This window comes from Kribbella sp. HUAS MG21 (assembly GCF_040254265.1).
Classification (GTDB): domain Bacteria; phylum Actinomycetota; class Actinomycetes; order Propionibacteriales; family Kribbellaceae; genus Kribbella.
This window is the reverse complement of record NZ_CP158165.1, coordinates 7,902,227-7,924,625: the sequence shown is the minus strand read 5'-3', so window position 1 is coordinate 7,924,625 and position 22,399 is coordinate 7,902,227. Positions and strand designations below refer to the sequence as shown.

Genomic DNA, 22,399 nt, shown 5'->3' with positions numbered 1-22,399 from the left:
GTCGCACGGGTGTTCCGGTACGCCGCATCGCGCGGCTCCCTGCCCAGAGTGTGAAATCAGTACGCTCCTGCTGTGAAGAACGCGGGCGCCACGGACGCACAAGCCGGCGCGCGGGTTGCTGGTCTGGTGCTGGCTGCTGGTGCCGGCCGTCGCATGGGGCGGCCGAAGGCGCTGGTCCGCGACCCCGACGGCATCCCGTGGGTCGTGGGCACGTCCCGGCTGCTCGCGGAGTCCGGCTGCTCCCCGGTGGTGGTCGTCATCGGCGCCGCTGCCACCGAGACCCGAGCCGCACTGCTGAACGAGCCGGTCGACGTAGTCGAGGCCACCGACTGGACAGAAGGCAAAGGGGCCTCACTGAGAGCGGGACTCCACCAAACGTCGGGCTTACGTGAGGTCGACGCAGTGATGGTCGTGCCCGTAGACGTCCCCGGCCTGACGCCGGCCGTCGTACGGCGGGTCGCGGAGCGGGCGCGCGTGGACGGGCTCGTACGGGCGACGTACCAAGGCCAACCTGGGCACCCCGTGGTGATCGGGCGTGCGCACTGGGACGGGGTGATCGTGTCCGCGCGCGGGGACGAGGGCGGTCGGACGTACCTGCGGGACCACCGGGCCGAACTGGTGGAATGCGCGGACCTCACCGACGGCTCCGACGTCGACACGCCGGACGACCTGCCGAGCGGCCACAGCTGAACCCGCCCACGACCGCGTGAGGGGTGGCCAAGCTCCAGATGTAGGTGAATCCTGAAGGAGTGAACGCCGTCGGCTCGGCCACCGAACTGGCCGGGCGGTTGCGGGCGACCGGGTATCTGGCCGGTGCGGGCCTGGCCACGGTCGGGTATCTCGCGCTCGCGCTGCATCGCCCGCTGCTCCTGGAAGGCGAGCCCGGCACCGGCAAGACCTCTCTGGCCGCGGCGATCGCCGAGGCGCTCGACCTCGACCTGATCCGGCTGCAGTGCTACGAGGGCATCGACGCCTCGCAGGCGCTCTACGACTGGGACTTCCCCCGCCAGATCCTGCATCTGCGGACCGTCGAGGCGACCACCACCGACGCCGCCGTCGAGGAGGTCGAGAAGAGCCTGTTCGACGAGCGGTTCCTGCTGTCCCGCCCGGTACTGCGTGCCCTCCGCGAGAGTCCCGCCGTACTGCTCGTCGACGAGATCGACCGCGCGGACGACGAGTTCGAGGCGTTCCTGCTCGAGGTGCTGTCGACGTACGAGGTGACCGTTCCCGAGCTCGGCACGATCGCCGCGAAGGTCCCGCCGATCGTCGTCCTCACCTCGAACCGCACCCGCGAGGTGCACGACGCCCTCAAGCGCCGGTGCCTCTACCACTGGATCGACCATCCCGGCCTCGCCCGCGAGATCGAGATCGTCCGCACCCGCCTGCCCGAGGTCTCCGAACGCCTCGCCGAACAGGTCACCCGGTCGGTGCAGCGGATGCGCGACCTCGACCTGCTCAAGCCGCCCGGTGTCGCCGAGACGCTGGACTGGGCGCGCGCCCTCGACGCGCTCGGCGCCGACGTCCTCGACGTGGAGACCGCGGCCGCGACGCTCGGCGCGGTGCTCAAGTACCGGGAGGACACCGACCGCGTCCGCGAATCCCTCGACCGGCTGCTGGCGAGCTGACCCGCGATGACAGCCACCAGCTCCAGCGCCGCGAACGGTCGCGCGATGCCGGACCTGGCGCTGGCCGGGTTCGCGTCCGCGTTGCGCTACGCCGGACTGGGTGTGACGGCTGACCGCGTCCAGCTCTTCCTGCAGGCCGTCGCGGCGCTCGACGCGACGCTCACCGCCGACGTGTACTGGGCCGGCCGGGCCGCCCTCTGCAGCGGACACGACGACACCGCGCGGTACGACGAGGTGTTCGCGGCCTGGTTCTCCGGCGACCGGTCGCGCGGGGTGGCACGCCGTACGCCGCAAACCTCCGTCCAGGCGGCGCTCGACGACGACGCGGCCGAGGGCGATGGTGACCGGACGCTGAACGTCTCGGCGAGTACGACGGAAGTCCTGCGGCACCGTGATGTCGCCGAACTGTCCGCGGTCGACCGCGCCGAACTCGCGCGGCTCTTCGGCACGCTTCGGCCGCGGTCACCTGTCCGGCGGGCAACGCGGCAGCGGCCGTCGCACCGCGGCGCGATCGACCCGCGGCGCACGCTCCGCGCCCAGCTCCGCCAGGTCGGCGAACCGGCGCGCGTCCACTACCGCCGCCGGGGCGTCCGCCCACGACGGGTCGTCGTACTGATCGACGTCTCCGGATCCATGCGCCCGTACGCCGACAGCCTGTTGCGGCTCGCGCACACGATGGTCCAGCAGGCGCCGCGGACCGTCGAGGTCTTCACGATCGGCACGCGGCTCACCAGGGTGACGCCGGCGTTGCGGCGGCGCGATCCGGAGTTGGCGTTGCGGTCGGCGGGTGACGTCGTACCGGACTGGTCGGGCGGGACGCGGCTGGGTGAGGTACTGAAGGTGTTCCTGGACCGGTGGGGTCAGCGCGGTACGGCGCGGCGCGCGGTCGTCGTGGTGTGCAGCGACGGGTGGGAGCGGGGCGACGCCGCGTTGCTCGGTGCCCAGTTGGAGCGGCTCGCGGGGCTCGCGCACCGGGTGGTGTGGCTGAACCCGCACCGCGGCAAGCGCGGGTACGAGCCGGTGCAGGCCGGGATCGTCGCCGTCCTGCCGCATTTGGACGATCTCGTCGCCGGGCACAGCCTGGCGAGCTTCGCGGAACTGCTGGAGGTGGTGGCCGATGCGTGACGTGCTCGACCGGTTGCTGGCGTGGTGGGAGGCGGGCGAATCGGTTGCCGTGGGCACCGTTGTCGCGACATTCGAGTCGGCGCCGCGGCCGCCTGGTGCGGTGATGCTGGTCGGTCCGGGGCTGGAGGCGGTCGGCAGTGTGTCGGGCGGCTGCGTCGAGGGCGCGGTCTACCAGTTGGGTGAGGAGGTCCTGGAGTCCGGCGAGCCCGTCCTGCAGCGGTACGGCGTGAGCGACGAGTCGGCCTTCGCTGTCGGTCTCACCTGCGGCGGCATCATCGACATCTTCGTCGAGCGGGTCGACCGTACGTCGTTCCCGGAACTGGGCGCGCTCGCTGCGGACATCACTGCCGGGCGCCCGGTCGCGGTCGCGACCGTCGTGGCCCATCAGGACCCGGCACGCATCGGCCGCCGCCTCGTCGTCCGCCCCGCACCGGACACCGCGGCGACGCCGAACGTCGCGGCGCACGGCGGTCCGGGCGCGGGGAGTGGGGTGCTGGCGAGTGGGGGACTGGGATCGGACCGGGCCGACGACGCGGTGGCCGACGATGCGCGTGGGTTGCTGGCCAGCGGGCGGACCGAGACGCTGGAGTACGGGCCGGACGGGCAGCGCCGCGGCGAGGGGATGCGCGTGTTCGTGGCGTCGTACGCCCCGGTGCCGCGGATGCTGGTGTTCGGGGCGATCGACTTCGCGGCGGCGGTCGCGCGGCTCGGGTCGTTCCTCGGGTACCGCGTCACGGTCTGCGACGCGCGCGCCGTGTTCGCGACCGCGTCCCGGTTCCCGTTCGCCGACGAGGTCGTCGTCGACTGGCCGCACCGGTACGTGTCGGCGGAGGCCGCGGCGGGACGGCTCGACGACCGGACGGTGATGTGTGTGCTGACGCACGACCCGAAGTTCGACGTACCGCTGCTGGAGGTCGCGCTGCGGTTGCCGCAGGTCGCGTACATCGGCGCGATGGGTTCGCGGCGGACGCACGACGACCGGCTGAAACGGTTGCGCGAGGCGGGCCTGACCGAGGCCGAACTGGCCCGGCTGTCGAGCCCGATCGGCCTCGACCTCGGCGCGCGGACGCCGGAGGAGACGGCGGTCAGCATCGCCGCCGAGATCATCGCCCAGCGCTGGGGCGGCGCCGGGCAGCGGCTCTCGGCCGCGGCGGGACCCATCCACCACTGAATCTTGTCGGCGGCGAGTCAACAGGAGCACGATCACAGGTACGGCGATTGCGACGGCTGGAGGCGGGGCGATGACCCGGATCACGGTGAAGGTCGACGGAAGCAGCTTCACGGACGAGGTGGAGCCGCGCACGCTGCTGGTGCACTATCTGCGCGAGCAACTGGGGAAGACGGGCACCGTGGTCGGCTGCGACACCAGCAACTGCGGCGCCTGCACGGTTCACCTGGACGGGCGCAGCGTGAAGTCCTGCTCGCTGCTCGCGGTCCAGGCCGACGGCCACGAGGTCACCACGATCGAAGGGCTCGCGACCAACGGGCAGCTGCACCCGATGCAGCAGGCGTTCCACGAGAACCACGCTTTGCAGTGCGGCTACTGCACGCCGGGGATGATCATGCAGTCCCTCGATCTGATTGCCGACAATCCGAATGCCGACGATGAGGAGATCCGGCACGGCCTCGAGGGCAACCTGTGCCGCTGCACCGGCTACCAGAACATCGTCAAGGCCGTCCGCGCCTGCGCGGCAACCGCTGCCGGCCGGCCAGGACCTGTCGACGAACCGAGTGCTGCCGGAGGTGTGTCATGACGGCGACCGAGGAACGGCGTGCGGCCGAGGTCGGTGCGCCGCGGCGGCGCAAGGAGGACGCTCGGCTGATCACCGGGCGGACCCGCTGGACCGACAACATCGTGCTGCCCGGGATGCAGCACCTCGCGATGGTGCGCAGCCCGTTCGCGCACGCCCGGATCACCTCCATCGACACCGAGGCCGCCAAAGCCGCGTCCGGCGTCGTGGCCGTGATCACCGGCGCCGACATCGCCGACGAACAAGGCGCCCTGCCGAACGCGTGGGCCGTCATCCCCGACCAGAAGGCCCCCACGCACCCGTCCATGGCGGTCGACCACGTCGCGTTCGCCGGCGAGATCGTCGCGATGGTGATCGCGCGCACGCCGGCCGAGGCGAACGACGCGGCCGACCTGGTGGACGTCGACTACGAGGAACTCGCACCCGCCCTCGACCTCAAGGCAGCGGCCCGCGACGAGGTACTGGCGCATCCGGACCTCGGGACGAACGTGTCCGCGGTCTGGTCGTACGACTCCGCCGAGGCCGGCAACGGCGAAGACGTCGAGGCAGCGATCGCGGCCGCCCGCGACGGCGGGATCGTGATCGAGCAGGAGTTCCGCCAGCAACGGCTGATCCCCGCGTTCATGGAGCCGCGGTCGATTGTCGTCGATCCGACAACTGAACAAATGACCGTGTGGTCGTCGACCCAGGTGCCGCACTTCGTGAAGATCTTCATCGCGCTCGTGCTCGGCATCCCGGAGAGCAAGATCCGGGTGATCGCGCCGGACGTCGGCGGCGGTTTCGGCGGCAAGCTCCAGTTCACGCCGGAAGAGGTACTGACGGTCATCGCGGCCCGCCGTACCGGGAAGCCCTGTAAATACAGCGAGTCCAGGTCCGAGTCGCTGATGTCCGCGCACCACGGCCGCGACCAGTGGCAGCAGCTGACCCTCGCCGCGAACGCCGACGGCACGGTCACCGGCCTGAAGGTGGAACTGATCGCGGACATGGGCGCGTACCTCGGCCTGGTCACCTCGGCGATCCCGCTGCTCGGCGCGTTCATGTACAACGGCATCTACAAGTTCCCGGCGTACCACCTCGGCATCACCAACGTGTTCACGAACAAGACCTGGACCGACGCGTACCGCGGCGCCGGCCGGCCCGAGGCGACGTACGCGATCGAACGCCTGATGGACGAGCTGGCCGCCCGCGTCGGCGCCGACCCGCTGGAGATCCGGGAGAAGAACTGGATCAAGCACGACGAGTTCCCGTTCACGACGGTGTCCGGGCTGCGGTACGACTCCGGCAACTACGAGGCCGCGACCGCCAAGGCGCGCGAGCTGTTCCGGTACGACGACCTGCGCGCGGAGCAGGTCCGGCGCCGCGAGTCGGGCGACCCGGTGCAGCTGGGGATCGGCGTGTCCACGTTCACCGAGATGTGCGGGCTCGCGCCGTCGCGCTGGCTCGGCTCGATGGGGTACGTCGGCGGCGGCTGGGAGCACGCGTCGGTGCGGATGCTGCCGACCGGGAAGGTCGAGGTGGTGACCGGGACCAGCCCGCACGGTCAGGGCCACGAGACCGCGTGGAGCCAACTGGTCGCGGACCGGTTGGGCGTGCCGTTCGAGGACGTCGAAGTACTGCACGGTGACACACAGGTCGCCGTACGCGGGCTGGACACGTACGGCTCGCGGTCGCTGGCGGTCGGCGGGATGGCGGTGCTGGCCGCCGCGGACAAGGTGGTCGAGAGGGCGAAGCCGATCGCGGCGCAGCTGCTGGAGGCGAACCCGGACGACCTCGAGTTCACCGCTGGCCGGTACGGCGTCCGCGGGACCGACGCCGGGATGACGATGGCGGAGCTGGCGTTCGCGGTGTTCCAGGGGCACAAGCTGGACGGCTCCGCGGAGGCGTGCCTGGACGCGGACGCGACGCTCGACCCGGAGGACTTCTCATTCCCGCACGGCACGCACTTGTGCGCGGTCGAGGTCGACACCGAGACCGGTGGGACCAAGATCCGGTCGTACGTCTGCGTCGACGACGTCGGGGTGGTGGTGAACCCGTTGATCGTCGAGGGCCAGGTGCACGGCGGGCTGGCGCAGGGCATCGCGCAGGCGCTGTACGAGGAAGCGGTGCACGACGAGACCGGGACGCTGGTCACCGGGTCGTTCGACCAGTACCTGGTACCGGGAGCTCCGGATCTGCCGGCTTTCGAGACCGCGCGGACCGAGACGCCGGCGACGACGAACCAGCTCGGCGTGAAGGGCGTCGGCGAGGCCGGCACGATCGCGTCGACTCCGGCTGTCGTCAATGCGATTGTCGACGCGCTGCGTCCGCTGGGCGTCACCGACGTACCGATGCCTTGTACGCCGTACCGCGTGTGGAAGGCGATCCAGGAAGGCGGCCAGAACAAGGAGGCAGGGTCATGATCCCGGCGGCGTTCGAGTACTTCGCTCCCACGACGGTCGACGAGGCGCTCGGGTTGCTGCGCGAGCACGACGACGCGAAGGTGCTCGCGGGCGGGCAGAGCCTGATGCCGGCGTTGCGGCTGCGGCTGGCGGCGCCGGAGGTGATTGTCGACATTCAGAAGATCGACGATCTACAGGGCGTGCGGGACGACGGCGACGCGCTGGTGATCGGCGCGATGACCCCGCACAGCGTGGTGCAGTCCGATCCGCTGGTCGGCGAGCACGCCCGACTGATCTCGTTGGCCACGGCAACGATCGGTGATCCGCAGATCCGGCACCGCGGTACGTTCGGCGGGTCGCTGGCGCACGCGGATCCGGCGGCGGACCTGCCCGCGGTCGCGGTCGCGCTGGAGGCGTCCTTCGTCATCGCGGGCGCCGAGGGACGGCGTACGGTGCCCGCCGCGGAGTTCTTCCAGGGCGTGTTCAGTACGGCGCTCGGCGAGGACGAGCTGCTGGTGGAGGTGCGGGTGCCGAAGTATACCGGGTGGGGCGCGCACTACGAGAAGTTCAACCGGGTCGCGCAGGCCTGGTCGATCGTGTCGGTCGCGGCGGCGGTCCGGCTGGACGGCGACAGGATCGCGGAGGCGCGGGTCGGGCTCGGCAACATGGGCGCGACGCCGGTACGGGCGACCGCGGTCGAGGCGGCTCTGGTGGGGCAGCCGGCGACCGCGGACGCCGTACGGGAGGCCGCGGCGCGGGCGGCGGACGGGACGTCGCCGACGAGTGATCTGAACGGCGACGCGGACTACCGGCGGCATCTCGCCACGGTGCTCACCCGGCGGGCGGTCCTGGCAGCGGCAGGTACGACGTGAAGCTCGAGCACAAGTTCGTCGTACCGGCCACGGTCGAGCAGACCTGGTCCGCGTTCAACGACCTCGAAAGGGTGGTGCCATGTTTCCCCGGCGCCACCCTGGAGTCGTACGAAGGCGACGACTTCACCGGCTCGTGCAAGGTGAAGCTCGGGCCGGTGTCGTTGCAGTACTCGGGCAACGGCACCTTCGTCGAGCGTGACGAGAGCGATCATCACGCCGTGATCGAGGCCAAGGGCAAGGACAAGCGCGGCAACGGTACGGCGAGCGCGCGGGTCACCACCCGCCTGACCGCCGGGCCAGACGGGACTACCGAGGTCAGCGTCGACACCGACCTGACCATCACCGGTCGTCCCGCTCAGTTCGGCCGCGGCCTCATCCAGGACGTCTCGAACAGGCTCCTCGACGAGTTCACCGCCTGCTTGAAGACCAAGCTGGGCACGTCTGTGGAAGAGGAGCCTGTCCGAGAGCCGACAAGCCCACTGGAGTCCGATGCCGTGGTACTCGACCTCGGCAACACACTGCTCCCGGCACTGGCCCGCCGCGCAGCGCCGTACCTGATCGGGGCTGTCCTGGCGTTGCTCGTACGCCGGCTGTTCCGCCGCTGAGCTCAGCCTGCCTCAGCGCTCAGCGTGTGGGCGACTGACCGCCGGGCCGCGAGCCGTGCAGGCACGGCGGTGAGCACAGCTGTCGCCAGAAGCGTCGCGAGCACGGTGGCCAACAGCCACCACCGTGGCGGCATGACAGTAGCCCCGCGGCTGGTGAACGCGAACAGCACAACGCCCGCATACACCCCGGCCGCAGCACCCGGCACTGCAGGCAGAAGCTGAGCAAAGGACAGCCCTGCCGAGACTTGGCCGGGCGTGGCGCCCAGAGCGCGCGTGACCGCCATACTCGCCCGGGCCTCCATCGCCGTCATCCAGGTCATCGCGATGGTGTTCAGGAGGGCCAGTAGGGCGAGCAGGACCGTTACCGCGAGCAGCAGACGGCGGTCGACCACGTCCCGCCCGTTCGGTAGCGACGACGCGATGCCGTAGCCGCGCACCGGCTGCGCGTAGAAGGTCAGCAACGCAGTCAGGCCCGTCAGCGTGACCGCGGTCGAGCAGGAGTGCAGTACGGCGCGTCCCGGCCGGCGTGCGGTCAGCCTTACCCCTAGCAGCAGCGGTGTGGGCAGCAGAGCCGACAGCGACGTCAGCCAGGGTCGGTGACGCGGGTACTGCGCTGTGCTGCTCAACGCGGCAACGGTTGCGGTGCGGAGAGCCCGCACTGTTGGAGGCAGTGTGGTCAGCAGCGCCACGCCCAACGCAAGGGCCGTGGTTGCCGCGAGAGTCAGGCCCGTTGGACCCAGGACGTCACCGATGCGGCTGTCGGTCGGGTTGGCGATCGCAGGCTCGACCAGTCGCGCCACAACGAGGCCCAGTGCCTCTGCCAGCAGTGCGAGAACCAGGTACTCCGTCAGCAGGACCACGCCGATCTGGCCGGGCGTCGCACCGACAGCCTTGAGCAGTCCGGCGCGGCGGATCTGTTCGGTGGCCCGTCCGGCGGCCAGCGCAGCCACACCGGCGACAGCCAGGAAGCCGAGCAGCCAGCCGCCGACGACAAGCATCGGCTGAGTGTTCCGGACGATGTGGCCGTCTTGGCCTGCGATGAACTGCCACGAATGCATGTTCAGCCGGACAGAGAGATCACGGTGCGCGAGCCGGAAAGTCTCCGTGGCGTCAGGGTCTCGCAGCTTCAGGTCCAGCGCCGTGGTGATGGCCAGGTCCCGTCCCGCCAGCACACGCGCGTCCGAGGCCGTCAGCCAGAGCAGACCGGTGTAGTCACTCGGTCCGCCCAGTGGGCCGATGCCTGCGGACCAGGGATAGATCGACGTCGCCGCGGTCACGGCGATCCCGACGACCGGGTACGTACGACCGGAGACAGCGACTCGATCGCCCACATGCACGCCGAGCGCTGTGGCGAAGCCCCGCTCGAGGACAGCCCCGCCGGGACGAACCCAAGCGCCTGAAGTCACCAGTGGGCGGTCGACCGCACCAGGAGTCGGACTGGCGCCGTGGACCACCACGCTGGAGCTGTAGCCGCGCGCGGTCAGAGTGCCGTAGACGATGTCGTACGGGCCGTTGTGGGCAACAACATCGGGGTCCTCGGCCAGTGCGTTCAGGGTCGCGGTCGCCGCAGGTCCGGTGTCCGGAGCGAGTACGACGAGGTCCGGACCGGCAGTGGCCGCTCGGGTCTGCACGTAGAGGGACTGGCTCGCGTTGTACAACGACAGTCCGAGAGCCAGCGTGGCAGTGGCTGCCGTCACCGCGAGCACGAGCATGCCTGCATGCGCTTTGTGCCGTCGTACGTCGGCCAGCACCAGCCGTACGACGAGGAGCAACCGACCCACGCCGGTCAGCCCTCCAGCCCGACGAGACCACTGAGCCGCCCGGCGCTGGTGCCCGCGAGGTGCGTGTCGTCGACGAACATCCCGTCGCGCATCGAGATCAGCCGGTCCGCGGTCGCGGCGACCCGCTCGTCGTGGGTGACGACGACCAGCGTCTGACCCGTCGCCCGCAGATCGTTGAAGATGCGCAGTACGTCGAGGGTGGCCGCGCTGTCCAGGTTGCCGGTCGGTTCGTCGGTGAGCACGACCTGCGGCTCGTTGGCGAGGGCACGTGCGATGGCGACCCGCTGGCGCTGACCGCCGGACAGCTGGGATGGGAGGTGCCGGGAGCGGTCCGCCAGCCCGACTTGATCCAGCAGCAAATCCGCGCGGCGCCTGGCCGCGCGACGCGACTGTCCGGCCAGTAGTGCCGGCAGCTCAACGTTCTCAGCCGCTGTCAGTTCGTCGACCAGGTGGAAGGCCTGGAAGACGAAGCCGATCGAGCGGCGGCGTAGACGCGCCAGGGCACGCTCGCTGAGTGTGTCGGTACGACGGCCCGCCACCCAGACCTCACCCTTGGTCGGTCGCTCCAGGCCACCAAGCAGATGCAGGAGCGTGGACTTGCCGCAGCCGCTCGGGCCCATGACCGCCAGCGTCTGGCCCTCGGGTACGTCGAGGTCGAGGTCGTCGACCGCACGTACCCAGCTGTCTCCGTCACCGTGCTCCTTCACCAGGCCGCGAACCCGGATCAGTTGAGTCGACTCGTTCATACGTCCTCGGATTCGTTGCGTCGCTGGGAGCTCGGGCGCTGGGCGGAACCGCGTTCACAGGCGTCCAGCCAGCGCAGGTCGGCCTGCAACCGCAGTACCACGCCTTCGAGTAGGGCGGAGGCGGGCGAGTCGGGTGGCTCGGACAGGGCCGATTGCTGTGCCTCCCGCAGCGTCCGCAGGAGCTCGCGACGCTGCGCGCCGATCAGTTGCACCGGATCGGCGAGCCGGGACGCCGCGGCCGCGACGAGCTTGAGGTGGAACTCGACCAGGTCCGGCTTGGGCCAGCCCACCTCGGTCAGCCACGCCGCCACGCGCTCCTGCCCGGCGGGAGTCACGGCGTACACCTTGCGGTCCGGCTTCTCGGCGACCCGCTCACAAACCACCAGCCCAGCCTTCTCCAGCCGCGACAGCGTGACGTAGATCTGCCCGGGATTCATCGGCTCACCGAACGGCCCGAGACTGCGCCGCAGCCGCGCCCGCAACTCGTACCCGTGCGACGGCTCCTTGGCCAGCATCGCCAGCACCGCGTCCTGCACTCGACCCCCTAACAGTTAGCCCGTAGCTAACCGTTATCCACGAGCGATGTCAAAGCCCGTCCCGGCAGGCCCGGTCGGCCAGCCGCGTCGTCTCCGGCAGGCGATACCGGGGTGCTAGGTGCAAGACATGCGCTACGGCCGTCGCGAGACTCACCCGATGCCCGACGGACACGTAGACCGGCTTGATTCCGTTCTGGGTCCGCAACGCCGTTCCGACTGTTTCGTCGTTGTCGACGAGCGCGGCCGTGGCGCCCCGTTCGCTGCCCAGCTCCGCGTGCGTCCCGACGAAGGCGTTCTTCGCGACTCCGATCGCCGGGATGCCGGTCAGTACGCCGAGATGGCAGGCCAGCCCGAAGCGTCGCGGATGCGCGAGACCCTGCCCGTCGCACACCAACAGGTCCGGCGCGGACTCCAGTCGATCGAGTGCCGCGAGCAAGGCCGGTACCTCGCGGAACGCGAACAGCCCGGGTACGTACGGGAATCGCGTTTCCCCGACGACCACGGCGCGCTCGACCTCGCGCAGCGTCTCGCGGTCGAGTACGACGACCGCCGCGGCCAGGTGGTCTCCGTCGTACGCGACGTCGAGGCCGGCGACGCGCCGTACGACGCCGGGGTGGTCGGTGGGATCGACCAGCGATTGCAGCTCGTTCTGGACCGCGATGGCCTCGGTCTCGGTCGTCGGCCAGTCCATCAGTCGAAGGTCGGTGCCCCGGCCGGCCATTCGACGAGTTCGAAGCGGTAGCCGTCGGGGTCGACGACCCAGGACGTCTTCGGGCCGTCGGAGCCGCCGGGGAGTTCGGGCTCGCCGGGATTCAGGCCGGCGGCGGTGAGCCGGTCGACGGTCTCGGCGAGCGACTCGACCTCAATGGCGAAGTGCTGGAACCCGCCGGCCTCGACCGGTCCGTCGGCGGGCCGATGCACGAGTTCGAGGGACACCGACGGCTCGTCCGGGAGCCGGAGCCAGACCAGGCTGGAGCCGTCGTCGAACGGAATCTTGCTGAGCTCGAGGTAGCCGACCTTCCGGTAGAAGGCCAGTGAACGGTCCAGGTCGCTGACGCGCAGCGCGAAGAGGATTGTCCTCATGTCGACGATCCAACTGGTGGCACTGGGCGCCGTCAACCGAACCGCGTGGGAGAGGATGTGGCCATGCGGATTCTGATTGCGCCGGACAAGTTCGCGGGGACGTTGACGGCCGTAGAGGCTGCGGCGGCCATCGAGGAAGGGTGGCGGCGGCGCGATCCGGACGCCGAGGTGCTGGTGGCGCCGATGGCTGACGGCGGTCCCGGGTTCATCGACGTGCTGTCCGCGGTGGTCGACGGGACCTTGCTGTCGGTCACCGTGCGCGGACCGCTCGGCACGGAAACCCCGGCGACCGTGCTGCTCGCGGGTGAGACGGCGTACGTCGAGACCGCGCAGGCGTGCGGGCTGCACCTGGTGGAGCCGAAGCAGCGGCGGCCCGAGGACGCGACGACGTACGGCGTGGGGCAGCTGATCACCGCCGCGATCGACGCCGGTGCGAAGCGGATCATCCTCGGCCTCGGCGGCTCCGGTACGAACGACGCCGGCGCCGGCCTGCTCGCCGCGCTCGGCGCGACCGCGGAATCAGGTCAGCTGGACGGCGGAGCCGCCGGCCTCGCCGGATTGACCGCGGTCGACCTGCAGCCTGCCCGGGACCGCGTCGCGGGCGTCGAGTTCGTCGCGGCCAGCGATGTCGAGAACCCGATGCTCGGGCTGCGCGGCGCGACGAACGTGTTCGGCTCGCAGAAGGGGATCACCGACGAGCGGAAGCCGGAGGTCGACGGCTGGCTGACGCACTTCGCGGAGCTCGCCGACCGGAAGACCGCGGACCAGAAGGGCGCCGGCGCCGCGGGCGGCCTCGGTTACGCACTGCTACTGCTCGGCGCCGAACGGGTCTCCGGCATCGACCTGGTCGCCGAGCTGACCGGGCTCAAGCAGAAGGCCTCCCAGGTCGACCTGGTGCTCAGCGGTGAGGGTGCGTTCGACTTCCAGTCCCGCGACGGCAAGGTGATCGCCGGCGTCGCGAAGGTGGCGAACGACGCGATGCGGCCGTGCGTCGTACTCGCGGGCAAGGTCCTGATCGGGTCCCGCGAGATGCGCTCGATGGGCGTCGAGTCGGCGTACGCGCTGGTCGACGCGGTCGGCGAGGAGCAGGCCTTCGCGGACCCGCACGGCTCGCTCGCGGCGGTCGCGGAGCGTGTCGCCCGGACGTGGGCCCGCTGATCACCTGGTGGTGTGGTAGTTGATCCGTGAAATTGGTGTGCGACCATGGGAATGAGCGCGGACCGGCTTGTGTTGGACCGTGTTGACAAGAGACTTCCGTGCCGACGGAGCTGTGCGCCGGCACTTGAGCAGATGACTGGAGTCAGGGATGACTGAAGCGCAGACCGAGCAGGCCGCCGCCACTGGTGTTCTCCTTACCGACGGAGCCGCCGCGAAGGTGAAGGCGCTGCTCGACCAGGAAGGCCGCGACGACCTCGCGCTGCGGGTCGCCGTGCAGCCGGGTGGGTGCTCCGGGCTGCGGTACCAGCTGTTCTTCGACGAGCGTCAGCTCGACGGTGACGTGGTGGCCGACTTCGACGGTGTGAACGTCGTCACCGACCGGATGAGCGCGCCGTACCTGAAGGGCGCGACGATCGACTTCGTCGACACAATCGAGAAGCAGGGCTTCACGATCGACAATCCGAACGCCACCGGCTCCTGCGCCTGCGGCGACTCGTTCAACTGAGCCCGTTCGGCTAGGCCTCCCCGAAGCCCCCGGTCACCGCGGTGACCGGGGGCTTCGGCGTGTCCGGACTTCGGAAGAGATCGTCCCAATGTATGAATCACACGTTTGTTGGGTACGGCTGGCCACGTGTGGGACTACATAACTGAGCGTTACTCGCAACTGCTCTACCAGAGCTACCAGCACCTCAGCCTGGTGATCCAGTGCGTGCTGCTGGCCACGGTGATCGCGGTCGGCCTCGCCGTCGTGGTGCACCGGAATCCGCGGATCGCGTCGCTGGCCGGCGCGGTCAGCGCCGTCGGGCTGACCATCCCGTCGTTCGCGCTGCTCGGCCTGATGATCCCGATCGCCGGCATCGGTACGGCGACCTCGGTGGTCGCGGTGACCTTCTACGCGTGCCTGCCGATCCTGCGCAACGCGGTCGTCGGCCTGGCCGGCGTGGACGCGACGCTGATCGAGTCGGCCCGCGGGATGGGCATGGGCGCGGCGCGGACCCTGCTGCGGATCGAGCTGCCGCTGGCCTGGCCGGTGATCCTCGCCGGCGTCCGGGTCTCGGCCCAGATGTCGATGGGCATCGCGGCGATCGCGGCGTACGTGCTCGGGCCCGGCCTGGGCAGCTTCATCTTCACCGGTCTGACCCAGATCGGTGGCGCGAACGCGCTGAACTCCGCGCTGGTCGGCACGCTCGGCGTGGTCCTGCTCGCTCTGATCCTGGACGCCATGCTGCTGCTCGTCGGCCGCCTGACCACCTCGAGGGGTATCCGTGCCTGAATCCGAACCACACGTCAGCGGCGTCGACATCGAGCTGACCGATGTCGTCAAGCGGTACCCGGGCCAGAAGAAGCCGGCCGTCGAAAGCCTGTCCCTGCACATCCCGGCCGGCGAGATCGTGATGTTCGTCGGCCCGTCCGGCTGCGGCAAGACCACCTCGCTGAAGATGATCAACCGGCTGATCGAGCCGACGTCCGGCAGCATCCGGATCGGCGGCGAGGACGTCAGCCGGCAGAACGACGACGACCTGCGGCGCCGGATCGGGTACGTGATCCAGGGCGGCAGCCTGTTCCCGCACATGACCGTCACGCAGAACATCGCGCTCGTCCCGGGCCTGCTGGGTTGGGACAAACGCCGTACGGCGGAACGCGTCGACGAGCTGCTCGAACTCGTCGGGCTCGACCCGCAGCGGTACCGCGACCGCTACCCGCGGGAGCTCTCCGGCGGCCAGCAGCAACGCGTCGGGGTGGCGCGCGGGCTGGCCGCGGACCCGCCGGTGATCCTGATGGACGAGCCGTTCGGCGCGGTCGACCCGATCACCCGGCAGCGGCTGCAGGACGAGCTGCTCAGCATCCAGGAGGAGCTGCGTAAGACGATCGTTTGCGTCACCCATGACTTCGACGAGGCGGTGAAGCTCGGCGACCGGATCCTGATCCTCACCGAGGGTGCGCAGATCGCGCAGTACGACACCCCGGAGGCGATCCTCGCGAACCCGGCGAACCGGTTCGTCGCGGACTTCGTCGGCGCAGGTGCCGCGCTCAAGCAGCTGACACTGAGCCGGGTCAGCGAGATCGAGCTGACCCAGCCGACGGTCGCGGAGATCGGCGACCCGGCACCGGAGGTACTGCGGGCCGCCAAGGCCGCGGGTGACGACTCCGTGGTCGTGCTCGACCGGCGCCGGCGGCCGGTGGACTGGATGTGGACCACCGATTTGTCGAATGTCGACAATGTGCCGGCCCCACCCGATGACAGTGACCTGGTGACGATCGACCGGCGCGCGACGCTGAACGACGCGCTCGACACGATGCTGATGTCCAGCCACGGGAGTGCTGTGGTGACCGGCCGCCGTGACGAGTACCTCGGCGTCGTCGACTTCCAGACCGTGCTCACCCGCATCCAGGACGGCAACGGTCACGCAGACGGGAATGACCACACGGACGGGAATGGCCGGCCGGATCCGGATGGGAACGGGCGGCCGGAGGCGGAGGTCGCGCCGTGACCGCACTCGATCCGGGACCCGATCTCAAGCCGCGGGAGAACCTCGCGGACGCGAAGGCGACCGCCGCCGGTCTCGCCGCCGGGCGGGCGCGGCGGCCGTCGTGGGGGCTGCTGATCGGGCAGCCGCTGTTCGTCGCGGTCGTCGTCGCGGCCTGGGCGATCTGGCGCTCGCAGGCCGAACTCGACTCGATCGAGCAGCGCCAGCTGGACTGGAAACTGGTCGGCCGGCTGACCGTCGAACACCTCGAACTCACCGCGGTGGCCACGATCATCGTGCTGCTGGTCGCCGTACCGCTCGGCATCATGTTGACCCGGCCGCGGTCCCGCCGGGCCGCCCCGGTCGTGGTCGCGGTGGCGAACGCGGGCCAGGCGGCGCCGGTGATCGGCCTGATCGTGCTGCTCGCGATCTGGCTCGGCTTCGGCTTCTGGACCGCGATCCTGGCGCTCTGCCTCTACGCGATCCTGCCGGTACTACGGAACACGATCGTCGGTCTGCAAGGCGTCGACCGGACCCTCGTCGAGGCCGGGCGCGGCATGGGCATGTCGAGTGCCGCAGTACTGCGCCGGATCGAATTGCCGCTCGCGGTGCCGGTGATCATGGCCGGCATCCGCACCGCGCTGGTCCTGGTCGTCGGTACGGCGACGCTCGCCACGTTCATCGACGCCGGGGGACTGGGCAGCTTGATCACCACCGGCATCCGGTTGCTGCGGTATCCCGTGCTGATCAGCGGCGCCCTCCTCGTCGCGGCGCTCGCGCTGCTGATCGACTGGGCGGGCCGCGTACTCGAAGAGATCACCCGACCGAGAGGACTCGGATGAAGCGGCTGGTAGCGGCGGTGTCCGCGCTCCTCGTTGTGCTGTCCGGCTGCGGCCTGGGGACCAGCGGCGGCTTCGTGCCGACCGGTGCGCTCCAGGGCCCACTGAGTTCGGTGAAGGGCCTGGACGGGCTCACGATCGGCATCGGGTCGAAGAGCTTCCAGGAGCAGTTGATCCTCGGCAAGATCGCCGCGATCCTGATGCGCTCCGCCGGCGCCGACGTCCAGGACCTGACCAACATGCCCGGCAGCGACACGTCCCGGCAGGCGATGATCCAGGGCCAGATCCAGATGTCGTGGGAGTACACCGGGACGGCGTGGATCTCGTACCTCGGCCACGACACCGGGATCCCGGACAAGCAGCAGCAGTACGACGCGGTGCGCAAGGAGGACGAGCAGAAGTACGGCTTCATCTGGCTGAAGCCCGCGCCGATGAACAACAGCTACGGCTTCGCGATGACGCGGAAGGAGTCCGAGCGGCTGGGCATCACCAAGCTGTCCCAGGTCCGGTCGGTGCCGGTCAAGGAGCGGACGTTCTGCGTCGAGTCCGAGTTCGCGAACCGCAACGACGGGTTCGAGCCGATGCTGAAGCACTACGGGATCCCGTTGGGTTCCGGCGTACCGCGGGACAACATCCGGACGCTGGATACCGGCGCGGTGTACGCCGCGACGAGCAAGGGGGACTGCCGGTTCGGGGAGATCTTCACCACGGACGGGCGGATCAAGTCCCTCGACCTGGTGGTGCTGGAGGACGACAAGAAGTACTTCCCGGCGTACAACGTGGCTCCGGTGATCAGCAAGAAGGTGCTGGACGAGTACCCGCAGTTGCGGGACCTGCTGCAGCCGGTGTCGGACAAGCTGACCGACGAGGTGCTGATCGAGCTCAACGCGCAGGTCGACGTCGACGGCCGCGAGCCCGCCGACGTCGCCATGGACTGGCTCGTCAAGGAAGGCTTCGTCAGCCGCGACTGACACGCGCACTCAACTCCTTGTGGTTCACGAATGCACATGGTTAACCTTCGGATTGTCAACAAAACTACGACCTGACCCGTGCGGGCGTGTGAACTACGTGCGGGTGGGCACTCGGGTGAGGCCGTATGACGACAGGAGGAAACCGTGGACGCCGAGACCCCGCCAGCGGGCCCTGCTGATTCTTCCGGGGCCGCGCAGCCCCAGGACCGGCCGCCCGTGAGTCCGCCGCAGACCACGACGGAGAAGGAGCAGCCGCCCGGAGTACTGAGGAAAGCCATCGCCGCCTCGGCGATCGGCAACGCCACGGAGTGGTTCGACTACGGCATCTACGCGTACGGCGTGACGTACATCTCGGCGGCGATCTTCCCGGGTGACACCGAGAGCCAGACGCTGCTCGCCCTGATGACGTTCGCCGTCTCGTTCCTGGTCCGGCCGCTCGGCGGCCTGGTCTGGGGCCCGCTCGGCGACCGGCTCGGCCGCAAGCAGGTGCTGGCGATCACGATCCTGATGATGTCCGGCGCGACGCTGCTCGCCGGCCTGGTTCCGTCGTACGACACGATCGGGATCTGGGCGCCGATCCTGCTGGTGCTGCTGCGGATGATCCAGGGCTTCTCGACCGGTGGCGAGTACGGCGGTGCCGCGACCTTCATGGCCGAGTACGCGCCGAGCCGCAAGCGCGGGTTCCTCGGCAGCTTCCTGGAGTTCGGCACGCTGGCCGGGTTCTCGCTCGGCGCCCTGCTGATGCTGGGCTTCTCGCTGGTGCTCGGCGACGAGGCGATGCACGCCTGGGGCTGGCGGCTGCCGTTCCTGGTCGCCGCGCCGCTCGGCCTGGTCGGCGTCTACCTCCGGTCCCGGCTCGAGGACACGCCGGTCTTCCGCGAGCTCGAGGAGAAGGGCCAGAAGGAAGAGGAGACGGCGACCCAGTTCAAGGACCTGCTGGCCGGTTACTGGGCACCGATCCTGCGGCTCGGCGGCATGGTGATCGCGCTGAACGTCGTGAACTACACGCTGCTCTCGTACATGCCGACGTACCTGGAGAAGGAGATCGGGCTGAGCGCGGACCAGTCCCTGATCGTGCCGATCATCGGGATGCTGGCGATGATGGTGTTCGTCCCGTTCGCCGGCCGCGCCTCGGACCGGATCGGGCGAAAACCGTTGTGGTGGGCGTCGCTGGCCGGGCTGTTCGTGTTCGGCGTACCGATGTTCCTGCTGATGGGCACGAACATGCTCGGCGCGGTCATCGGGTTCGCCGTACTCGGCCTGCTGTACGTGCCGCAGCTCGCGACGATCTCGGCGACCTTCCCGGCGATGTTCCCGACCCATGTCCGGTTCGCCGGATTCGCGATCGCGTACAACGTGTCGACGTCGCTGTTCGGCGGTACGGCGCCCGCGGTCAACGACTGGCTGACGGCGAAACTGGGTGACTCGCTGGTGCCGGCGTACTACATGATGGCGGCCTGCCTCGTGGGTGCGATCGCGCTGGCGAAGGTTCCGGAGACCACGCGGTGCCCGCTGAACGGCACCGAGATCCCCGGCACCGAGGACGCCCCGCCACCGGTGGCGCTGGAGCCCGCGCACGCCAAGGCGTGAACCATGCGGAAGGCCGGTCCGCGGCTTCGCGGACCGGCCTTCTGTTGCGGTCGTCAGCTGACGACCGCTTTCGGTCAGCCGACGACCGCCGCGACGGCGTCGGACCAGAGGCCGGCGGCCTCGTCGATCTCGTCGGGGGAGACGACCAGGGCGGGGATGAACCGCACGACCTGACCCCAGGCCCCGCAGGTGAGCAGCAGCAGACCGCGGCGCGCCGCTTCCTGCTGGACCGCGGCGGCGGTCGCCGGGTCGGGTTTGCCGTCCGCGTCGCGGAACTCGTTGCCGATCATCAGGCCGAGGCCTCGTACGTCGGTGATCTGGTCGTGCTTGTCCGCGACCAGTTGCAGCGCTTGCTTGAGCTGGGCGCCGCGGTCGGCGGCGTTCTGCACGAGGTTCTCGTCCTTGATCACGTCGAGCGTCGCGAGCGCGGCCGCGCAGGCGACGGCGTTCGCGCCGTACGTGCCGCCCTGGGAACCCGGCCAGGCCTTCTCCATCAGCGCCGCCGGCGCCGCGATCCCGGACAGCGGGAACCCGGAGGCCAGGCCCTTCGCGGTCACCAGGATGTCCGGGTGCGAGCCGAAGTGGTCGCCGCCCCAGAACTTGCCGGTCCGCCCGAAGCCGGTCTGCACCTCGTCGACCACGAGCAGGATGCCGTGCGCGTCGGCGCGTTCCCGCAGGCCCGCGAAGAACCGCTCGTTCGCGGGAACGTAGCCGCCCTCGCCGAGCACCGGTTCGACGAAGAACGCCGCGGTGTCGGCCGGCGCGCTCAGCGTCTGCAGCACGTAGTCCAGCTGGCTGAGCGCGAAGTCGGTTGCCTGCTCGACGGGCCAGCCGAAGTGGCCGGGGTCGGGGAACGGCGACACGTGGACGCCCGCCATCAGTGGACTGAAGCCGGAGCGGAACTTGGTGCCGGACGTGGTCATCGAGCCTGCGGCCACGGTGCGGCCGTGGAAGCCGCCGTGGAACACGATCACGTTCGGGCGGCCGGTCGCCTGCCGGCTGAGCCGGAGCGCTGCTTCGATCGCCTCGCTGCCGGAGTTCGCGAAGAACATCCGGTCGAGGTGCCGGGGGAGGACCTCGCCGAGGCGGTCCACCAGCGTCAGCAACGGCCGGTGCATGACGGTCGTGTACTGCGCGTGGATGATCCGGCCGACCTGCTCCTGGGCCGCCGCGACCACGCGCGGGTGGCAGTGGCCGGTCGACGTGACGCCGATGCCCGCGGTGAAGTCGAGGTACCTGCGGTCGTCCTCGTCGAACAGCTGGACGCCCTCACCACGGGCGGCGACCACGCCGGTTGCCTGTTTCAGGATCTGTGAGAGCTCGGCCACGGACTTCCCCTCCAGTCGTAGGATGGTAGATTGTCGACAATCAGCGTATCTCAGCTCACGAGGCCGGTGAAGGGGTGCTCATGGACGAGTCCACGGTGGTCGAGGCCGTCGAGAAGCGGCTGTTCATCGACGGGAAATGGGTCGACGCGGACCGCGGTACGACGTTCGACGTGGTCGATCCGTCCACCGGGAAGGTGCTGTGCGCGGTCGCGGACGCTTCGCCCGCGGACGGTCGCGCGGCGCTCGAGGCCGCGGTCGCCGCGCAGCCGGCCTTCGCCGCGACGTCACCGCGAGAACGCTCGGACCTGTTGATGACGGCGTACCAGCTGTTGATGGACCGCGTCGACGAGCTCGCGTTGTTGATGACGCTGGAGATGGGCAAGCCGCTGGCGGAGGCGCGTGGCGAGATCGCGTACGCGGCCGAGTTCTTCCGGCACTTCGCAGGGGAGGCGCTGCGGATCGACGGCGGGTACCAGACGGCACCGGCCGGGAACGCGCGGTTCCTGATCACCAAGCAGCCGGTCGGGCCGTGCCTGCTGATCACGCCGTGGAACTTCCCGATGGCGATGGGGACCCGCAAGCTCGGGCCTGCGATCGCTGCGGGTTGTACGAGTGTCATCAAGCCCGCGCACCAGACGCCGCTGTCGATGCTCGCGCTGATGGGGATCCTGGCCGAGGCCGGCCTGCCGGCGGGCGCGGTCAATTGCGTCACGGCGATGGACGCGGGCGGAGTAATGGAGCCGCTGATCCGCTCCGGACTCGCGCGGAAGCTGTCGTTCACCGGGTCCACGCGGGTCGGGCGGATCCTGCTCGAGCAGTGCGCGGAGAAGGTACTGCGGACGTCGCTCGAGCTCGGCGGCAACGCGCCGTTCATCGTGTTCGAGGATGCGGACCTGGACGAGGCCGTGACCGGCGCGATCGCGGCGAAGATGCGGAACATGGGCGAGGCGTGTACGGCGGCCAACCGGATCTTCGTGCACGAGTCGGTGATCGACGAGTTCGGGCGCCGGCTCGCGGAACGGATGGGCGCGCTGACGGTCGGCCGCGGGACCGAGCCGGACGTACAGGTAGGCCCGCTGATCGACGAGGCCGGGCTGGCGAAGGTCCGCGCGCTGGTCGCGGACGCGGTCGACCGTGGTGCGACGGTGCTGACCGGCGGAGAGGTTGCTGACGGCAACGGGTACTTCTACCCGCCGACGGTGCTGACCGGCGTACCGCGGGAGGCGGCGATGGCCGACCAGGAGATCTTCGGCCCGGTGGCACCGCTGACCGCCTTCAGCACCGAGGAGGAGGTGGTCCGGGCCGCCAACGACACGGAGTACGGCCTGGTCGCCTACGTCTTCACGAACGACCTACGCCGCGCCCTCCGCGTCGCCGAGTCGATAGAAACCGGCATGGTAGGCCTCAACCAAGGCATCGTCTCCAACCCCGCCGCCCCCTTCGGCGGCGTAAAACAATCTGGCCTCGGCCGCGAAGGCGGCTCCGTAGGCATCGAAGAATTCCTCGAAACCAAGTACATCGGCATAGCAGTCAACGACTGATC

The 22,399-nt window shown here is 69.9% G+C and carries 22 protein-coding genes; 16 read left to right on the top strand and 6 right to left on the bottom strand.

The annotated features are described in order from the left end of the window. The first annotated feature begins 72 nt into the window (after window positions 1–72). The 8 genes from ABN611_RS38170 (at window position 73) to ABN611_RS38135 (ending at window position 8,356) form a co-directional block, all read left to right on the top strand. A complete protein-coding gene (locus ABN611_RS38170) occupies window positions 73–690 on the top strand; it encodes a nucleotidyltransferase family protein (RefSeq protein ID WP_350277178.1) in 618 nt (205 codons plus the stop codon). Between the two features lie 59 nt (window positions 691–749). Then, window positions 750–1,625, top strand: coding sequence for a MoxR family ATPase (locus ABN611_RS38165; protein ID WP_350281740.1), 876 nt, complete (start codon window positions 750–752; stop codon window positions 1,623–1,625). Window positions 1,626–1,631: 6 nt separating this feature from the next. Beyond that, the gene (locus ABN611_RS38160; protein ID WP_350277177.1) at window positions 1,632–2,750 is read left to right on the top strand and encodes a VWA domain-containing protein; all 1,119 of its coding nucleotides are present in this window, start codon (window positions 1,632–1,634) and stop codon (window positions 2,748–2,750) included. After that, window positions 2,743–3,921 (top strand): XdhC/CoxI family protein, encoded by a 1,179-nt coding sequence (locus ABN611_RS38155; protein ID WP_350277176.1) that lies wholly within the window; start codon window positions 2,743–2,745, stop codon window positions 3,919–3,921. Before ABN611_RS38160 ends, ABN611_RS38155 begins: the two co-directional genes overlap by 8 nt. A 70-nt stretch (window positions 3,922–3,991) precedes the next feature. After that, a complete protein-coding gene (locus ABN611_RS38150; protein WP_350277175.1) occupies window positions 3,992–4,504 on the top strand; it encodes a (2Fe-2S)-binding protein in 513 nt (170 codons plus the stop codon). Continuing rightward, complete coding sequence (locus ABN611_RS38145) at window positions 4,501–6,900, top strand: xanthine dehydrogenase family protein molybdopterin-binding subunit (RefSeq protein WP_350277174.1); 2,400 nt, start codon at window positions 4,501–4,503, stop codon at window positions 6,898–6,900. Before ABN611_RS38150 ends, ABN611_RS38145 begins: the two co-directional genes overlap by 4 nt. Next, window positions 6,897–7,751: a xanthine dehydrogenase family protein subunit M gene (locus ABN611_RS38140; protein WP_350277173.1), complete on the top strand. Its 855-nt coding sequence runs from the start codon at window positions 6,897–6,899 to the stop codon at window positions 7,749–7,751. Before ABN611_RS38145 ends, ABN611_RS38140 begins: the two co-directional genes overlap by 4 nt. After that, complete coding sequence (locus ABN611_RS38135; RefSeq protein WP_350277172.1) at window positions 7,748–8,356, top strand: SRPBCC family protein; 609 nt, start codon at window positions 7,748–7,750, stop codon at window positions 8,354–8,356. The genes ABN611_RS38140 and ABN611_RS38135 overlap by 4 nt, the downstream gene beginning before the upstream one ends. 2 nt (window positions 8,357–8,358) lie before the next feature. Here the strand turns inward: ABN611_RS38135 and ABN611_RS38130 are convergent, their stop codons facing one another. Genes ABN611_RS38130 through ABN611_RS38110 form a run of 5 tightly spaced genes read right to left on the bottom strand, consistent with a single transcriptional unit; the run spans window position 8,359 to window position 12,502 of the window. Next, the gene (locus ABN611_RS38130; protein WP_350277171.1) at window positions 8,359–10,137 is read right to left on the bottom strand and encodes an FtsX-like permease family protein; all 1,779 of its coding nucleotides are present in this window, start codon (window positions 10,135–10,137) and stop codon (window positions 8,359–8,361) included. A 5-nt stretch (window positions 10,138–10,142) separates the two neighbouring features. Then, window positions 10,143–10,883 (bottom strand): ABC transporter ATP-binding protein, encoded by a 741-nt coding sequence (locus ABN611_RS38125; protein ID WP_350277170.1) that lies wholly within the window; start codon window positions 10,881–10,883, stop codon window positions 10,143–10,145. Continuing rightward, window positions 10,880–11,419, bottom strand: a complete 540-nt coding sequence (locus tag ABN611_RS38120) for a PadR family transcriptional regulator (protein ID WP_350277169.1) — start codon at window positions 11,417–11,419, stop codon at window positions 10,880–10,882. Before ABN611_RS38120 ends, ABN611_RS38125 begins: the two co-directional genes overlap by 4 nt. A 49-nt stretch (window positions 11,420–11,468) precedes the next feature. After that, window positions 11,469–12,110, bottom strand: coding sequence for a deoxyribonuclease V (nfi, locus tag ABN611_RS38115; RefSeq protein WP_350277168.1), 642 nt, complete (start codon window positions 12,108–12,110; stop codon window positions 11,469–11,471). Beyond that, window positions 12,110–12,502, bottom strand: coding sequence for a VOC family protein (locus ABN611_RS38110; protein WP_350277167.1), 393 nt, complete (start codon window positions 12,500–12,502; stop codon window positions 12,110–12,112). The genes nfi and ABN611_RS38110 overlap by 1 nt, the downstream gene beginning before the upstream one ends. A 63-nt stretch (window positions 12,503–12,565) precedes the next feature. Between ABN611_RS38110 and ABN611_RS38105 the strand changes: the two genes are divergently transcribed. From ABN611_RS38105 to ABN611_RS38075, 7 genes are all read left to right on the top strand, one after another. Next, on the top strand, window positions 12,566–13,660 hold the full coding sequence (locus tag ABN611_RS38105; RefSeq protein WP_350277166.1) for a glycerate kinase: 1,095 nt from the start codon (window positions 12,566–12,568) through the stop codon (window positions 13,658–13,660). 148 nt (window positions 13,661–13,808) lie between these two features. Next, the gene (gene erpA, locus ABN611_RS38100) at window positions 13,809–14,165 is read left to right on the top strand and encodes an iron-sulfur cluster insertion protein ErpA (protein WP_350277165.1); all 357 of its coding nucleotides are present in this window, start codon (window positions 13,809–13,811) and stop codon (window positions 14,163–14,165) included. A gap of 126 nt (window positions 14,166–14,291) precedes the next feature. Beyond that, entirely contained in the window at window positions 14,292–14,933 is a 642-nt protein-coding gene (locus ABN611_RS38095) for an ABC transporter permease (RefSeq protein ID WP_350277164.1), read from the top strand. Then, window positions 14,926–16,152, top strand: coding sequence for an ABC transporter ATP-binding protein (locus tag ABN611_RS38090; protein WP_350277163.1), 1,227 nt, complete (start codon window positions 14,926–14,928; stop codon window positions 16,150–16,152). The genes ABN611_RS38095 and ABN611_RS38090 overlap by 8 nt, the downstream gene beginning before the upstream one ends. Continuing rightward, window positions 16,149–16,970 (top strand): ABC transporter permease, encoded by an 822-nt coding sequence (locus ABN611_RS38085; RefSeq protein ID WP_350277162.1) that lies wholly within the window; start codon window positions 16,149–16,151, stop codon window positions 16,968–16,970. Before ABN611_RS38090 ends, ABN611_RS38085 begins: the two co-directional genes overlap by 4 nt. Continuing rightward, on the top strand, window positions 16,967–17,938 hold the full coding sequence (locus tag ABN611_RS38080; RefSeq protein WP_350277161.1) for a glycine betaine ABC transporter substrate-binding protein: 972 nt from the start codon (window positions 16,967–16,969) through the stop codon (window positions 17,936–17,938). The genes ABN611_RS38085 and ABN611_RS38080 overlap by 4 nt, the downstream gene beginning before the upstream one ends. Window positions 17,939–18,154: 216 nt before the next feature. Further along, window positions 18,155–19,528 (top strand): MFS transporter, encoded by a 1,374-nt coding sequence (locus ABN611_RS38075; RefSeq protein WP_350277160.1) that lies wholly within the window; start codon window positions 18,155–18,157, stop codon window positions 19,526–19,528. 74 nt (window positions 19,529–19,602) lie between these two features. On the opposite strand, the gene ABN611_RS38070 is transcribed toward ABN611_RS38075, so the two are convergent. Continuing rightward, window positions 19,603–20,856 carry an aspartate aminotransferase family protein gene (locus tag ABN611_RS38070; protein WP_350277159.1) on the bottom strand — a complete coding sequence of 418 codons (1,254 nt, stop codon included), beginning with the start codon at window positions 20,854–20,856 and terminating at the stop codon, window positions 19,603–19,605. A gap of 80 nt (window positions 20,857–20,936) precedes the next feature. Here ABN611_RS38070 and ABN611_RS38065 point away from each other — a divergent pair, with 80 nt between their 5' ends. Next, on the top strand, window positions 20,937–22,397 hold the full coding sequence (locus tag ABN611_RS38065) for an NAD-dependent succinate-semialdehyde dehydrogenase (RefSeq protein ID WP_350277158.1): 1,461 nt from the start codon (window positions 20,937–20,939) through the stop codon (window positions 22,395–22,397). Window positions 22,398–22,399: the final 2 nt, after the last annotated feature.